Here is a 15,390-nt window from a genome sequence, read left to right on the forward strand (position 1 = left end):
TCGGCATGTAGAACTTGTCCAGCGTCTCCTGCACCTTGGGGTCTTCCAGGGTCTTGCGGAAGGCGTCGTGCAGCAGCTTCACCAGCGCAGGATCCATGCCCTTGGGGCCGCCGATGCCGAAGGGCGATTCGGTCACCGTGTCCCAGCCGCTTTCCTTCACCGTCGGCACATCGGCAAAGGCCTTGTTGCGCTCACGGCCCAGCGTGGCCAGCAGGCGCAGCTTGCCGCTCTTCACATGCGGCGCGAATTCGGTGGTGCCGCTCATCAGCGGAATGTGGCCGCCCAGGATGGCCTGCAGAATCTCGGCCGAGCCCTTGTAGGGAATGTCGCTCAGCTGGATACCCGCCTTGGCCGCGAACTCCTCGATCGCCAGATGCGGCGTGGTGCCGGTGCCGGTGTGGCCGTATTGCACCTTGCCCGGATTGGCCTTGGCATAGGCCACCATCTCCTTCAGCGTCTTGTAGGGCGCATCCGCCGCCGCAGCCAGGCCAAAGGTGTAGCCGGTCAGGCAGACGATGTGGGTGATGTCCTTCACCGGATCGAAGGCCATCTTCTGCATATGCGGCAGACGGTAGATGCCCAGCGGCAGCTGCGTCAGCGTGTAGCCATCGGGCTTGGCCTGCAGCATCGCGGTGGCGCCCATGGTGCCGCCGGCGCCGGGCTTGTTCTCGATCAGCACCGTGCCGCCCAGGGCCTTGCTGGCGCTTTCAGCAAAGGCCCGCATCACCGCGTCGCTGCTGCCGCCGGTGGGCCAGGGCGCGATCAGCGTGATCGGGCGCGCCGGGAACTTGTCCTGCGCGCGCGCCCATGGGCTGACTAGCGCCGGCGCAGCCAGCGCCGCAGCACCCACCAGCAGACGGCGGCGCCCGGGCTGGGCCGGTGCTGAGGATGAGGAAGAAGATGAAGAAGCGCAGAGGCCTGACACGGCCCGTCGCTTGGCTGATGATGAACTCGTCGTCATTCGCTTGTCTCCTGTCGGTTTGTCATGCCCTGCTCGATAGGCAGGGAGACCGATGTTCAGACAAGCGACGCGCGGCCGTGCGTCACCTGCGCGACCTGCCAGCCCAGGACATTCCCTGAGCGCGCAGACCGCACAGCCGGCAAGCCTTAGGCCGCGACGGCTTCCAGCTCGGGGCGCTGCACCTGGCCGCCGGTGCTGAACTGGTAGTCCTTGAACACATGCTCGGCCGTCAGCAGCTGGAAGCTACCGTCCGGGCGCTGCAGCGAGGTGTCCTTCAGGCGCCAGGTCAGCTGGCCGCAGGTCCAGATGGCGAAGTTGCGCATGTGCGTGCACAGGCAGGTCTTGTCCATCACCGCGATGCGCTTGGCCTCGGGGTGCGCGGCCACCTCGCGGTTGTACGAGTCGATATAGGCGCACTTGCCGCTGGCATCGAGCAGATAGCCATAGGCCTCGCAGTTCGGGCGGATACCGTCACCGATGCCAGGGCTGCTCTTGATCATGCGCATCGGATAGCCGGTGGGAGAGATCTGGTTGACCTCGATATCGTCCTCATCAGCGCGGAAGTATTCCTGCTTCACATCGTCCGGCAGGCCGCATTCACGCGTCACGGTAAAGCGCGTGGCCACCTGCACGCCAGCGGCGCCCATCTCGGCAAAGCGCACCGCATCGCTACCGGTGAAGATGCCGCCGGCCGGGATCACCGGAATGTCCAGGTTCTCGGCCTTCATCCAGGCCATGATCTCGGTCACGATGGTGGCCAGGTCGTACTGCGCCCAGTCCATGCCGAAGCCCAGGTGGCCGCCGGCCAGCGGGCCTTCCACCACCACGTAATCGGGCAGGCGGTTCAGGCGAGAATTCTTCTTCAGGAACAGCTGCAGCGCGCGCAGCGATGAGACGATGATGCCCAGCTTGGCATCGCGGAAGCGCGGGTGGTCTTCGATCAGCGCGAACGAGCCCAGGTGAAGGCCGGCCGCAAGCGTAATGCCGTCGATGCCAGCGTCCAGCGCCGCACTCATGCGCACCTTCAAGGTCTCCTTGGGCGCGTTCATGGTCAGCTTTTCCATGCAATTGATGAACACCAGCCCGCTGCCCTGCTTGCGCGACATGGTCTTCTCGACGTGCATCTGGGTGGCCTCGGCCAGATGGCCCAGGTCGAACTTCACCTCGGACTTGTCGGACGACTCGACGTTGTACTTGTACTGCGCCTGCTTGGCCTTGACGTACTTGGTCTTGTAGCGGCGGTCAGTGACCGTCTTGATCATCGCGTCAGAGATATGGCCGACACCGCCCAGACGGGCCGCTTCCAGCGCCAGGTCGGACGAGGAAATGTCCACGCCCATGCCACCGATCATGATGGGCACCAACTCGTTGCGCCCCATGCGCATGCGGAAGTCGTCCAGGCATTTCATATGTCGTGTTCCAACTCTTGTGAATCGGCCCGGGCTAAAAAACCGGGCCGGCTGGGATTGCTGCGAGGCAGCGCCCGCCAGAGCGCACGCTGCCTTGTCTCGGCGCGGATTATCTTAGTTCCGGCCAACAAAAAGCTTGCTTGTGCGCAAGCAGAGAGCGCGGCAGGGTCTTCGGTGGACCCGTGTATGGCGGGTTCAGATTCCCATCTGGGACGGACTTGGCGGAGAGACTCCGGCGTTCCATGCAAGTTCCCGCCGAGATGGGCGCAGAAGCTGTAAGCACCGGGCTGGCACGCAGCGTACAAGCGCAGGACTGCCGACCCAGCAGGGCTTCTCGATTGAGGCTGGCCGGGTCGTCAGGGATCTGCGGCTGGATCCACAGCCGCCAGGAATTTCCTGAAATTCCCAAGCGCCAAGAGGCACCCTTCAAGCTGCAAACTCCAATGACAAGCCGTTGATGCTGGCTTGTAATCATTCCGGATTAGCCGCTACATTGAAGCGTCATGTCCAAGCGGCAGATGAATTCTTAATCAGCGTTAGTGAAACGCGAGCGCAGGGGGGGCCATGAATTTCTTGAATCGAGCAGTGCGCAGATGCGCGCTCGTTTTTGGTGTGTCGGTGGCGAGTGGGCTATGGGGGTCGGGTGCTGCCCAGGCACAGGTCATCACACCGGCGGTGGCCGGGCCAACGATCCCGGTGGCCGATTTTTTTAAGCCGCCTTTAGCCGCAAGCCCCAGGCTCTCGCCCAACGGACGCTACCTTGCCTTTGCACTGACGCAGGGCTCAGCCAGAACCATGTTGGCAGTGCAGGACCTGGAGCAAGGCGGGCCGCCCAAGGCAGTGGGCGCATTTCCTGACAATGACATCAACCGCATTTGGTGGATCAACGACGAGCGCCTGGTGTTTGATGCCTTTGACCGCGACCCACCGCGCGACCGACCGGTGCGGCCCGGCCTGTGGGCTGTCAATCGAGATGGCAGCGATTTCCGTCAATTGATTCGCGCGGACTATCGCGAGATTCAGCGCACTGGCTCCCGCGTCCTGGGCAAGGAGCGCGTGCTGGGGTGGGACTGGGGCTTCTATCAAACGCTTGCGGATGGCTCCAGCGATGTGGTGGTCGGCAACTTCCAGTTCAACAGCCTGTGGGAGGTGGTGTCGATTGCCTTGTCGCGCCTGGACACCCGCACCGGCCTGACCACGCCCCTGACCGATGGCGCACCGCCCAACGTCATTCAATGGGCCGTGGACCCGCGCGGCAATCCTCGGGTAGCTACCAGCGAAGCCGCGGGCCGCTACACCAGCTACAGACGCGAAGGTGAGGCTTGGGTGAAGTGGCAAGAAGGCGATCCGGTGCGCAGCAGCGCACCGGATGTGGTGGCCATCGGTGCCAGCGGTGAGTTGTTCATCGTGATGGCCAGCCCGCAAGGCACCTCGGCCCTGTTCCGTGTGGACCCCTCCAACCCTTCAGCCACGCCCGACCTGCTGTTGAGCCTGGAAGGCTATGACTTCACGGGGCAAGTCTTGCTGAGCCAGGATGCCAAGCGCTTGCTGGGGCTGCACTTCGAGACCGATGCCAAAGGCAGCACCTGGTTTGACGCGGGGCTGAAGGAAGTCCAGAAGCAGGTGGACGCCCAGTTGCCGAACAAGGTGAATCGCCTGCTGTGCGATCGCTGCGAGGCGGCGCCTCGGGTGCTGGTGGCGGCGGAGTCTGATATTCAGCCGGTCGAGTACTACTTGTACCAGCGCGCCACCCAGCGCCTCACCCCCTTGTTTGCCAGCCGCCCATGGCTGCGTGGCAAGACCATGGGTCAGCGAGATGTGCATCGCTTCAAGGCCCGCGACGGCCTGTCGATTCCGACTTTGGTGACCTTGCCAGCGGGCAAGAACGACACCCCCAAGCCCGCCGTTGTGCTGGTTCATGGCGGGCCGTGGGTGCGCGGCACGCATTGGGCCTGGGAGCCCGAGGCTCAGTTCCTGGCGTCGCGTGGTTATGTGGTGATTGAGCCAGAGTTCCGCGGTAGCGCCGGCTATGGCCATCCCCATTTCAAAGCAGGCTGGAAGCAGTGGGGCTTGGCCATGCAAGACGACCTGGCTGACGCGGTGGATTGGGCCGTCAAGCAGGGCTGGGTGGATGCCAAGCGGGTGTGCATTGCCGGCGCCAGCTATGGGGGGTATGCCGCCTTGATGGGCGTGGCGCGCCACCCGGAACACTACCGTTGTGCAGTCAACTGGGCGGGCGTCACCGATATCGATCTGATGTACTCCATCCACTGGAGCGATTTCTCCGGCGACTGGAAGCAGTACGGTATGCCCACGCTGATCGGTGACCGCAGCAAGGACGCTGCTCAACTCAAAGCGACGTCGCCGATTTCCCAGGCGGCCAAGATCCAGCGCCCGCTCTTGATGGCCTATGGCACTGACGACTACCGTGTGCCCATCAAGCACGGCACCGAGTTCAAGGCAGTCGTCAGCAAGACCAATCCTGATGTGGAGTGGGTGGTCTATGCCGACGAAGGCCACGGCTGGCGCAAACTGCAAACGAATGTGGACTTCTGGGGGCGCGTCGAGAAGTTTCTCGACCGGCACATCGGGGCGGGGGCCGCCGCGGCAGGGGATGCCAAGAAGTGAGCCCGGCGAGCTGGGGGCGCTTGCCACAGGCTTCCGCGTGGAAGTGCTTGCGCCAGAGCTCGAAGCGGACGGCCTTTGTTCAGGCAAGAAGCTTGCTTGCGCGCCAGCAGAGAACGCATCAGGGCCTTGGACGGGGACAACGGCGGCGAGGATGAGGCAGGCGCCGTGGTGGCCGGGTGCATGTTTGAAGTCGCCAGCACTTAGCGCTGGCAGTGCCAAAGAGAAGTTGGGATGGGCAAACCGCCTCAGGGACGTCATACTGAGTCCAGGGCGTTCCGTGCCATCAAGGCCTGAACCACCTCGTGGCTACCTCCACGCTCCTTCCAGTGACAGTCCATGTCCACGATCCGAATCCTCATCGCAGAAGACCATGTCATGCTGGCCGATTCGCTGGGCATGCTGCTCGATACCCAAGCTGACATGGAGTGCATAGGCGTGGCGGCCGATGGTGTCAGCGCGCTGTCGCAGGCGCAGCAACTCCGCCCGGACGTGCTGCTGCTGGATCTTGGCTTGCCCGGTCTGGATGGACTGGCGGTGATCAGAGCTCTGCAGGCCTCGGAGGCACCGCCACGCTGCCTCGTGGTGACGGCGCGCATGGACGCGGGTTCGGTGCGTGCGGCATTGGCGCTCGGCGCGCTGGGCTATGTGCCAAAGAATGAGAGCAGCAGCGAACTGCTGCTGGCACTGCGGCGCGTCGCGCAGGGGCGAAGCTACATCAGCCAAGACATCGCTCAACTCTTTGTGGAGGGCCCGGCCGCTGACGCCGAGGTCAAGCTCACCGCCAGCGAAACCACCGTTCTTCAACTGGTCGGCGAGGGTCTGACCAGCAAGGAAATCGGCAGCAAGCTGGGCATTCGCGAAGGCACGGTGCGCAAGCATCGGGAAAACCTGCGCGGCAAACTGAACCTGCGCAACAGCGCCGAAATGGCGGCCTATGCCATTCGCACCCTGGGCCGCCCCGATGAGGCCGGGGATTGCTGAGCCCGGGCCAGTGCGTACGGTCATGCTGTCAGATCAAGAGCCCAGCGGCGCTTCGCCGCTCGGAAGGCCCAGCCCGCACAGCGTGAACACCGCCCCCTGGCCTGGCGCGCTTTTCAGCACAATGGCGGCCCCCAGGTAGCTGGCCTGTGCTTTGGCCAGGGCCAGCCCCAGACCATGGCCTTCATGGGCGAGCCGGTCGTCAAAGCTGCGATAGGCATCAAACAAGTTCGCTTGCTGCTCCAGCGCAATGCCGCGTCCGCTGTCGCGCACCTCCAAACACAATTGCCGCCCCTCACTGCCGCCATCGCGCTGGCGCGTGCCCACGTAGACCGTGCCGCTGGCCGTGTACTTGATGGCATTGCTGATGAGGTTTTGCAACACCGACTCCAGCATTTTCTTGTCGGCCCACACCGCCGCGTGCCGCCGCCGCGCCACGCTGGCAAAGTGCAACTGCAGGCCCTTGGCTCGGGCCTGACCCTCAAACAGAGCGCGCAGATCGGCAAACAGCGTGCTCAGTTCCACCCGCTCCATGTGCAGCTGCAAGGCACCCGATTCCAAACGCGACAACTCCAGCAGGCGCGTCACTTGGCCGTGCAGCTCGCTCAGCGTTTTCTCCATCTTGGGCAGCACCCGCTCCAGCGCGGCAGCGCGCTCCGGGGCCTGGGTGTGCTGCAGCGCCCCCAGGTACAAACTCATCGCACGAATGGGTTGCTTCAAGTCATGGCTGACACCGGCCAGAAACAAAGACTTGATGCTGGACGCATGCTCAGCCGCCGCCCGGCGCTCACTCAGGTCATCAATCAACTGCTGCTTCTCATGGCGCAGGCGCACCGCATCGCGGTGCATGCGATTGGCCGCATGGGCATAGCGAAACGTGACCATCAAAAACATGAGGTTCAAACCCAGCACAACCCAGTGCCCCGCGCGGCCGTCTTGCAAGAGCTTCAGAAAATACGGCCCATAGGCCCCAAGCACCAGCGCGTAAAAGGTCGGCAGGTACACCGATGTGGGCGCCACCGAGCCCACGATGATGACGGTCATATAGGTGCTCAGGATGGCCATGGTCGTGGGTTCATTCACGTCAAAGTAAAGCCATGCAAAGAGTCCGGACACCAGCCCCAGAGGCAGCGCCAGGGCGGCCCCGACGCGCAAGGTCATGGCATGGCCATGCCCGGCGTTCACCCGCTTGCGCATAAGGCGATCGAACACTATGCGTGCCAGGACTGCCGCCATCGACGACCCGGCCCAAGCCATCACCCAGGCATCCGACACTTTGCTGTACAGCACCCAACTGATGAGCGCAATCAACAAGAACGAAGGGGCGACGGGAAAAGGCAGATCAAACAGCACATGCCGGGCAAAGACCTTTTCCTGAAAGGTCTGGAGCGATTCAAGCGGAACGGCCTGGGACATGGGCAGCGCCCTCATGGGTTGATAGATGAACGAAGCGCCGCATTGTTGCGACTTCATTCAGCGCAGGCAAACGCAGCCGGGCTGATGCGCCTTGCCGTCTACGCACATGTGCGTAGAACACGGGCCCCAGGCTACGCAGCCGGGCGAATGGCGGTTTGTCCCCCGCAACCCTACAGTTTTGAACACTGGCCTCCAGAGCCCATGGCCCCAATTTTCGGGCTGTCGGCTTGGCCCATGCAGCCCAAGACCGCCAGCAACAACCCCATGCATCAGGAGTAGCCCATGAGCACCCCCATCAATACCTCCCACGCCAGCACCGCTTTGCCCAGCGCCCCCAAGCCATCGGCGCGCCGCACCCTAGCCGTGCTCGCCGCACTGTGCATGGCGGCCTCCGCCCAGGCCGCGAATGTGACCTACAACAGCGAAGCCGCCTTCCTGGCCGCAGTAGGGGCGGTCAAATCCGAGACCTTCAACGCCTTCACCGCGGACACCAACAACGACATGTTTGGCGTCGGTCAAACGCTCAATCTGAGCGACTTCATGCTGAAGGGCTCCTGGAACGTGGATGCACCAAACCCAGGCACAGACCCTCTGCGAACCATCAACGGCAGCACCCATGTGCGCATCGACTTGGTCTGGGGTGGCGGGACCGACCTGCGTTTCTCAGACCCCATCAAGGCTTTCGGCGCCTGGTTCCGCGGCGCGCCCACGGCAATCAAGGTGGATGGCGACAGCCTGGACGGATTCGGCTCCTACCGCCACTTGGATGAACTGCGCCCCGAGTACGCTGCCGGCAGCGAACTGCAGTTCATCGGCTTCACGTCGGACCAGACCTTCAACCGCATCGTCTTCCTTGGGGCCGGCTGCTGCATTTGGAACTTCGCCATCGACGACGTGGCTTACGCGTCCGCCTTGAACCCGGACACGACACCAGGCCCGTCCCCGATTCCCGAGCCCGGCAGCCTGGGCCTGGCACTGGTGGCACTGGCCGCACTGGGCGCCCGCTTCGCACCGCGGCAGTCCAAGCACAGCGTGCGTGAAGCTTGAAAAAAGGGCTCGCCAACCGACATCACCTCACCTCGCCTCGCACGCCCTGCCGCCGGCACGGCGGACGAGCAGGAACGCGACCGCGCCTTGCTAACCTTCCTGGCCACAGCCTCCGTAGGCTCGCTATTGCGGCTGTGCACTCCGTTTTGGATCTTGGCGCGGTAGCGGCGATGCCCCTGCATAGCCGCAGCAAGACAGTACACACCCATCAAGCACGCCGGTCACGCGCCCTCCCTCACCCACACTGCCCCACATACCCACAAGCCGTGCAGAAATCGCAGCCGTCCTTGTGGATCATCGTGGCGTTGCCGCATTCAGGGCAGGGCTTGCCGGCCTGCTGTTGCACGGCCAGGCCAACAGCGCTCTTGGGCGCCAGCGGCGCCTGCAGCAAGCCCATCTCCACCAGCGGCTGGCCCTGCTCGTCCAGCACGCCGAGCATGGCGTAGCGGTGGATCACCAGCCGGGCCACATAGGCCACGGTGGAGGGCCAGATCTGCTGGCGGCGCTCGCCTGAGAGGCTGGGCACCGGCGCCATGAAGTGGCCGAGCGGCTCGCCCACATTCAGCAGCTTGCGCAGCTTCATGCCGATCCAGGCCGGGTCCATCACGCGCATGTCCAGCGACAGCAGGCGCGCCATGCCGTCCAGCGCCTTGGGGTAGTTGCCCGAGAAGCCCATCGCGCAGGGGCGGGTCACCACGCCGCCGTCGGGCGTGGGCAGGCTCACTTCCTTCAGCGTCAGCGTGAACTGCTCGCCAGTGGCCGGGTTGTCCACGTCCACCGCCCAGGCCAGCGTGCCCATGGTGCTGGTGCGCGGCTCTTCGCGGCTGAACATGGCGTCGATCACCGGCGTGGGGCCGCCTTCCTGCAGCGCGCCAAGTTGCTCACAGCGCCAGCGGATCACCGCGGCCGTGGCCGCCACAACGCCGGGGAACAGGCGCGATTCTCCGCCGGGCGGCATGGGCATCTCAAAAGCGCGCTCCTCGGCCACGGTGGCCAGCGCATCCAGCTTCAGGCGCAGCCAGGCTGCGTCATTGCTGCGCAAATCCATCGACAAGGTCTTGGCCACCGCGGCCAGGCCGCGCGGCTGCTCGGCGCCGTTGACCCACACCTCGAAGGGTAGGTTCTTGCCGAACAGTCCTGCGTCCGGCCCCACCGCCGGCAGCTCGCCGACGAAGAGTGCGAAGTCGCCATGCGGGTGGCGGATCATGTAGCTCCAGGCCGGGTTGCCGCCGGGCAGCTCGGGCCGGCTGGGCCAGCGCAGCGAAGCCAGCACTTGCTTGGGTAGGCGCTCGACGCGCAGGCGCTGGTTGCTGCCATGCTCGGCCACCGGCTTGAGCGGCTCGGGCACCGCGGTGGGTTCGACGCTCAGCACCGAGCCCAGCACGCTGTTGGGCCGGTAGGTGGCCAAGCCCTTCAGCCCGCTCTTCCAGGCCTGCGTGTAGAGATCCTGAAAGTCGGCATAGGGATAGTCGGCCGGCACATTGACCGTCTTCGAGATCGAGGTGTCGATGAAGGGCGCGACCGCCGCGACCATCGCCGCATGATCGGCGGCCGACAACTCCAGCGCGGTGACGAAGGCCTCGGACAGCGGCGCATCGGTGCCGAACATGTGGCGATAGAGGCGCCAGGCGTGATCCTCGACCGCGTATTCCTTGAAGCCGCCGTCGGCCATGCGCTTCTTGCGCGTGTAGCTCCAGCTGAAGGCGGGCTCGATGCCGTTGGAGGCGTTGTCGGCAAAGGCCAGGCTGATGGTGCCGGTGGGCGCGATCGACAGCAGGTGCGAGTTGCGCAGGCCTTGCGCGCGAATCTTGTCCTTCAGCGGCTGCGGCAGGCGCGAGGCGAAGTTGCCGCCCGACAGATAGAGGTCGGCATTGAAGAGCGGGAAGGCACCGCGCTCAACAGCCATATCGGCGCTGGCCTCATAGGCGGCGTTGCGCATCACCTCGCTGATGCGGCGGGCCATGTCGCGCGCGGCCTCGCTGTCGTAGCGCAGGTTCAGCATCACCAGCGTATCGCCCAGGCCGGTGAAACCCAGGCCGACGCGGCGCTTGTTGCGCGCCTCCTGAAGCTGCGCGGGCAGCGGCCAGGGCGTCACATCCAGCACGTTGTCCAGCATGCGGGTGGCGACCTTGCAGACCTCGGCAAAAGCTGCTTCGTCAAAGCTGGCGTCGCGCCCGAATGAGCCGCTCACGAAATGCGTCAGGTCCACCGAGCCCAGGCAGCAGCAGCCATAGGGCGGCAGCGGCTGTTCGGCGCAGTTGTGCACATATAGGCCATTGGCATCGAAGGCATGCACATGCTCGACAGTGACATCGAAAACATCGGCCTCGCCATCGGCCTCCAGGCTCTGCACGGTGGCGGTGAAGCGCTCGCGGTTCAGCTCGCGTTGGTAGCCGGCCAGGAGCTCCTGCAGGCGCGCCTGCTTAGCGCTGTCCTCGAAACCGATGCGTTCAGCATAGCGCTGCAGATTGGCACCACTGATGACCAGCTCATACACCTCTTGTCTGGCGTACTCGCGCTCGCCGCCGCGTCCGTCGGGCAGCAGCTGCAGGCCGGCGGGTTGGCGCTCCTCGTAAATTGTCGACACGATGCCCAGGCGCATCAGCATGCGCTGCGCGGCCTGCAGATTGCCCAGGTCCGCCTGGGTCAGGCGCACGCTGACGCCTTTGTCCTGGCTGCATTGCACCGAACCATCGGCATCAAAAAGCCCGCGCAGCAGGCCGCAGTGGAATTCCGACGAACTGGACTCCATCATGGGCGTGATGCACTTGTGGCCCGGCGCAGCCCCCAGGGACAGGGCCAGATCGCGCAGCCCGGCGGAAGCCATGCGGTATTCGCCTCGCCCGCTGACGGGCTTCTGCCAACCCTTGAAATCGGCGCGCAGCGGCAAGGCCTCGCTGGCAGCCTGCTCGGCGGCGGCCATCACCGCGCTGATGCTGGCCGGTCGCAGGCTGAGGTCGCTGCCCACGGCCTTGAGCTCCGGTGCCCAGACCGAGAGAACTGCCTTGTCGGACTTGAGCGTGCCGTCACCGATCAGCAGGCCCATCAGATAGCCCTGAGCCTGGCTCAGCGGGCCCTCCCAGCCGTCCAGGGCGCGGTGGTCGTTCAGCAGCAACTCATCGCCCGCTTGCAGCGTGCCGGCTGCGACCCACTCGCTCTCCAGCACATAGCGCGTCTTGCGGTTGACGCGGCGCACCGGGTGATCGGCCGTCAGGCGCAAGACCTGGCCCTCAACGGTGCGCAGCTTCAGCACCGGCTTGTGGCCCGTCGGAAAAAAGCCTTCGGACTCGGTGACAAAGGGCTTGCCGTCGACGATGGCGGTGAAACGCCGGCCAATCAGCTCGCGCACCTGACGCGGGCCCTGCTCGCTCATCACCCAGGTATCGGCGGTGACGCAGGGGTTGGTGGCCGAGATCGACTCGCAGTAATAGAGGTTGTTGTCGGTGTTGATGCGGTCCAGGAACAGCACGCCGGGCTCGGCGTGGTCGTAGGTGGATCGCATCACCTGATCCCACAGCTTGCGGGCCTTAAGCTTGCGGTAGACCCACAGGCCATCGCCACGCTGGTAGGCGCCACCGCTCTCGCGCAGCGCCGCGCCGGGCTGGGCCTTGTGCACCAGCTCCACCTCGGCATCGGCCTCGACCGCCTGCATGAAGGCATCGGTCACACCCACCGAGATGTTGAAGTTGCTGAGATCGCCCTTGTCTTTGGCGCGGATGAAGTCTTCGATGTCGGGGTGGTCGCAGCGCAGCACGCCCATTTGCGCGCCGCGGCGGCTGCCGGCGCTTTCCACCGTCTCGCAGCTGCGGTCGAACACGCGCATATAGGACACCGGGCCTGAGGCGCTGCTCTGCGTCGAACCCACCCAGGCGCCCTTGGGGCGGATGCGGCTGAAGTCGTAGCCCACGCCGCCGCCGCGGCGCATGGTCTCGGCGGCTTCGGTCAGCGCGGTATAGATGCCAGGCACTCCGTCTTCGGTGGTGGCGATCGAATCGCCCACCGGCTGCACAAAGCAGTTGATCAGCGTGGCGCTGAGCTCGGTGCCGGCAGCGGAGTTAATGCGTCCCGCGGGCACAAAGCCGCGGCGCTGGGCATCAAGAAAGCGGGCCTCCCACTGCGCGCGTGCTTCGGGCGATTCAGCCTGGGCCAATGCGCGCGCCACACGGCGGCGCAATTCGTCCAATGTGCGCTCTTCGCCCTTGGCGTATTTCTCAAGCAGCACTTCGGCGCTGATTTCCTGGGCCGGCAGCGTGTCGGCATCGGCCAGTCGGGTGGTGGGCTGGGCGGAATCCTGCACCGGGTCTGAGGCGTTCATCGGGCTTCTCTCCATTTGAAAGCGAGCCATCTTGGCGCGCTGCGGCAGGCCCGGGTTTGAGCCTGCTCATGTTCTTGTGAGCCGCGCTGTGACGGCTCAAGCAGCATCAAGAATAGCCTTGCTCGGCTTCCGGAAGCAGCGATTTCAGTCCTCAGTAGGGCCAAAAAATTTTTCCAAAAGTCGCAAGCCTGGGGTAAGCCCGGGGCGCTTTGCGGCGCCACCGCCGCGCACGCTAGCCAGCGCGCGAACGCGCTATCCTGGGCGCCGTGAACGAAGCTTCAGTTGACCAGACATCCGCTTCGGCGGCAGACGAGATGGCGCTTTGCCTGCGCCAGAGCGAAAGCTGCGCCGCAGCGGGCGAGCACCAGGAGGCGCTGCGCCATTTCCAGCGCTATCACCAGTTGTACGCACAACAGATGGAGCAGCGCCTGTCCGCCCAGACCGCCAGCATCGATCCAGCCTTGCTCGATCCGGGCACCGGCCTCTCCAGCCGGCAGGCTTTGCAAACGCAATTGCCGCTGATGCTGCAGCGAGCCCAGGCCAGCGCTGCGGGCATGTGCATGGCGCGCATCGAGCTAGACGCCCTGCAGCCGGCCAAGGATGTGCCCGCTGAGCTGCGCGCAGCGGTGTTGCGTGAACTCGGCGCCCTACTGCGCGCCAACAGCCGCAGCAAGGACCTGGCGGCCGCTGATCCCGGCGGCCTGCTGACGCTGGTGATCAGCGATGTGGAACTGGCGATGGCGCGCAGCATCTGCGAGCGCCTGCGGCGTGCGGTCCAAAGCCACGACTGGACGCGCCTGCATGCGCCCCTGAGCGTCAGCCTGAGCATCGGCCTGACGGCACTGCGACATGGAGACGACATGCGGCTGCTGAGCGCGCGTGCCGATGGTGGGCTGGCCAGCGCCCGCCGGGACGGCGGCAACTGCGTGCGCAGTGGAGCTTAGAAGGGGAGGTAGGACTTCTCGCGCCGGTAGTGCAGATAGCCGACGCTGGCACCGCTGCGCAAGCCCACACCCAGACGGATCGGTGCGAGGGTAATGCCCTCGCTGCGCTGATAGTTGATGCCGGCACCACCGATGTAATAGAGGCTGCCTTCAACACCCGGGAAGCGCTGATAGATCGCCGAGACCTTGGGCAGCTTGTAGATGAGGGTGAACACCTTGGATGCGTTGGCGCCCACATCCAGGCCGATGGACGGGCCGGCCCAAAAGACTTTGGCGCTGCCGCCACTCTTCATCTGCAGGCGTCCTTCACCGTAGCGCACCCCCACCGTCAGCGCGGCCGAGGCCTCTTCGCCCTTGATGTAGGCATTGGGGCGGCCCTGCTCCTTGAACGCCTTTTCGATCACCTTGGCCAAGCCCTCGGTCGTCGAGCCGAAGAAGTCGGTGGCGGCCTTCAGGATGGAATCCTCGTCGTAAGTGCCTTCGTCGCCGGAAGCCAAGGCGCCCTGGATCGGGCAGCCCAGCACGGCACCTGCAGCGCCCAGGCGCAGCAACGCAGCGCGGCGGTCGATCCTGGATGTGGGGTGGTCGGTTGTCATCTAAGGCTCCTTGTTTGCACAGCACCCTAACTCAAGCCCGGTCACCTCACCGAGCGCCGTGCGCTGGAATGTAAGCAGGCATTGCCAGCGTGAACTTTGTCGCACCGTCACCGGCAACCCTGAGCCTACACTGGCCCGGCCACAGCCGGCATTCAGATCGGGCTGGGCATGAGGGATCCATTCAATGACTGATTGTTACAGCCTGCCTCACCGCGATGCAGCCGAACGCTGATCTGGCTCGCCTGAGCCTGGCGCTGGAATATGCCGACCTGGCCTCGGCCCTGTATCTGGCAGGCGGCAGCGATGAGGCCGCACGCCTGCTGGCCGCCGCCGCCGAGCAGCAACTGGGCGATCTGTACCGGCTGTTGGGCGACCAGGTGCAGAGCGAAGCATTGCAGGATCAGCTGCGCCGCATCGCCCTGCGCTACACCGCACCCAACTACGCGCTGCGCAGCCACGCCCAGGCGCGTGACGGCCAACAGGCGCTGGCACGCTTGGACGGCCTGGCTCAGCCGCACAAGGCACGCGAATCCACAGCCTCCTTCCTGCGCGCCACCTGGTTCCTGCTTGAATCGATGGGGCTGGAAGCGGTGGTGCCACAACGCCTGCACCAAGCCATCGAGCTCAGCACCATCCACGCTGGGGAAGCCTGAGCGAGTTTCAACGCGACCGCAGCCGGCCATCTGCTAGCATGGCCCGACGCAGATGCTGGAGTCCTCGTCGTGAATGAACGCCGCCATTTCTCCCGGGTCGCCTTCGATGCCGACGCGGTGCTGACCACCACCGAGGACAGGCTCGCGGTCAAGGTGATCGACCTGTCGCTCAAAGGTGCCTTGCTGCGCCAATGTGCGGCGCTCCCGGTGAGCGCCGGCGCGCCTTGCCTGGTCGAGGTCAAGCTCGGCGATCTGCGCATCGCAATGGCGGCCGAGATCGCCCATGTGCACGGCGATCAGATCGGCGTGCTTTGCCGCAGCATCGACATCGAAAGCATCACCCATCTGCGCCGCCTGATCGAGGTGAACCTCGGCGATGCGCGCCTGCTCGAACGCGAACTGAAGGCACTGATCTCAGGCGCCTGAGCGCTGCATCGATCCGG

General features: G+C 64.9%; 11 protein-coding genes. 6 read left to right on the forward strand and 5 right to left on the reverse strand.

The window, feature by feature from the left end; genetic code table 11:
• Together ACIQ67_RS05805 and ACIQ67_RS05810 are read right to left on the reverse strand one after the other, a co-directional pair.
• Positions 1-961 (reverse strand): tripartite tricarboxylate transporter substrate binding protein (locus ACIQ67_RS05805; RefSeq protein WP_397533411.1); only part of this gene is annotated, 961 nt, incomplete at its 3' end.
• Between the two features lie 146 nt (positions 962-1,107).
• The gene (locus ACIQ67_RS05810; protein WP_397533412.1) at positions 1,108-2,370 is read right to left on the reverse strand and encodes a nitronate monooxygenase; all 1,263 of its coding nucleotides are present in this window, start codon (positions 2,368-2,370) and stop codon (positions 1,108-1,110) included.
• Between the two features lie 795 nt (positions 2,371-3,165).
• On the opposite strand from ACIQ67_RS05810, the gene ACIQ67_RS05815 reads away from it, so the two are divergent.
• The gene (locus tag ACIQ67_RS05815; protein ID WP_397533413.1) at positions 3,166-4,998 is read left to right on the forward strand and encodes an alpha/beta hydrolase family protein; all 1,833 of its coding nucleotides are present in this window, start codon (positions 3,166-3,168) and stop codon (positions 4,996-4,998) included.
• 336 nt (positions 4,999-5,334) lie between these two features.
• Entirely contained in the window at positions 5,335-5,979 is a 645-nt protein-coding gene (locus ACIQ67_RS05820; protein ID WP_397533414.1) for a response regulator, read from the forward strand.
• A gap of 33 nt (positions 5,980-6,012) precedes the next feature.
• Here ACIQ67_RS05820 and ACIQ67_RS05825 read toward each other — a convergent pair whose 3' ends face one another.
• A complete protein-coding gene (locus ACIQ67_RS05825; protein ID WP_397533415.1) occupies positions 6,013-7,392 on the reverse strand; it encodes a sensor histidine kinase in 1,380 nt (459 codons plus the stop codon).
• Positions 7,393-7,674: 282 nt separating this feature from the next.
• Between ACIQ67_RS05825 and ACIQ67_RS05830 the strand changes: the two genes are divergently transcribed.
• Positions 7,675-8,439: a PEP-CTERM sorting domain-containing protein gene (locus ACIQ67_RS05830; protein WP_397533416.1), complete on the forward strand. Its 765-nt coding sequence runs from the start codon at positions 7,675-7,677 to the stop codon at positions 8,437-8,439.
• Positions 8,440-8,674: 235 nt separating this feature from the next.
• Here the strand turns inward: ACIQ67_RS05830 and ACIQ67_RS05835 are convergent, their stop codons facing one another.
• Positions 8,675-12,754 (reverse strand): LAGLIDADG family homing endonuclease, encoded by a 4,080-nt coding sequence (locus ACIQ67_RS05835; protein WP_397533417.1) that lies wholly within the window; start codon positions 12,752-12,754, stop codon positions 8,675-8,677.
• Positions 12,755-13,020: 266 nt separating this feature from the next.
• On the opposite strand from ACIQ67_RS05835, the gene ACIQ67_RS05840 reads away from it, so the two are divergent.
• Positions 13,021-13,698 carry a GGDEF domain-containing protein gene (locus ACIQ67_RS05840; RefSeq protein WP_397533418.1) on the forward strand — a complete coding sequence of 226 codons (678 nt, stop codon included), beginning with the start codon at positions 13,021-13,023 and terminating at the stop codon, positions 13,696-13,698.
• On the opposite strand, the gene ACIQ67_RS05845 is transcribed toward ACIQ67_RS05840, so the two are convergent.
• Entirely contained in the window at positions 13,695-14,294 is a 600-nt protein-coding gene (locus ACIQ67_RS05845) for a DUF1134 domain-containing protein (protein ID WP_397533419.1), read from the reverse strand. The genes ACIQ67_RS05840 and ACIQ67_RS05845 overlap by 4 nt on opposite strands.
• Before the next feature lie 215 nt (positions 14,295-14,509).
• On the opposite strand from ACIQ67_RS05845, the gene ACIQ67_RS05850 reads away from it, so the two are divergent.
• Positions 14,510-14,947, forward strand: coding sequence for a hypothetical protein (locus tag ACIQ67_RS05850; RefSeq protein ID WP_397533420.1), 438 nt, complete (start codon positions 14,510-14,512; stop codon positions 14,945-14,947).
• 69 nt (positions 14,948-15,016) lie between these two features.
• Complete coding sequence (locus tag ACIQ67_RS05855) at positions 15,017-15,373, forward strand: PilZ domain-containing protein (RefSeq protein WP_397533421.1); 357 nt, start codon at positions 15,017-15,019, stop codon at positions 15,371-15,373.
• Positions 15,374-15,390: the final 17 nt, after the last annotated feature.

The organism is Roseateles sp. (assembly GCF_044373315.1).
In the GTDB taxonomy this organism is placed as follows: Bacteria; Pseudomonadota; Gammaproteobacteria; order Burkholderiales; family Burkholderiaceae_C; genus JACDQM01.

What these genes read in the sequence shown, in the direction of transcription:
- ACIQ67_RS05835 (WP_397533417.1), bottom strand. Translation starts at nt 12,754, where the DNA reads ATGAACGCCTCAGACCCGGTGCAGGATTCCGCCCAGCCCACCACCCGA.
- ACIQ67_RS05845 (WP_397533419.1), bottom strand. Translation starts at nt 14,294, where the DNA reads ATGACAACCGACCACCCCACATCCAGGATCGACCGCCGCGCTGCGTTG.
- ACIQ67_RS05820 (WP_397533414.1), top strand. Translation starts at nt 5,335, where the DNA reads ATGTCCACGATCCGAATCCTCATCGCAGAAGACCATGTCATGCTGGCC.
- ACIQ67_RS05850 (WP_397533420.1), top strand. Translation starts at nt 14,510, where the DNA reads ATGCAGCCGAACGCTGATCTGGCTCGCCTGAGCCTGGCGCTGGAATAT.
- ACIQ67_RS05815 (WP_397533413.1), top strand. Translation starts at nt 3,166, where the DNA reads ATGTTGGCAGTGCAGGACCTGGAGCAAGGCGGGCCGCCCAAGGCAGTG.
- ACIQ67_RS05810 (WP_397533412.1), bottom strand. Translation starts at nt 2,370, where the DNA reads ATGAAATGCCTGGACGACTTCCGCATGCGCATGGGGCGCAACGAGTTG.
- ACIQ67_RS05825 (WP_397533415.1), bottom strand. Translation starts at nt 7,392, where the DNA reads ATGTCCCAGGCCGTTCCGCTTGAATCGCTCCAGACCTTTCAGGAAAAG.
- ACIQ67_RS05830 (WP_397533416.1), top strand. Translation starts at nt 7,675, where the DNA reads ATGAGCACCCCCATCAATACCTCCCACGCCAGCACCGCTTTGCCCAGC.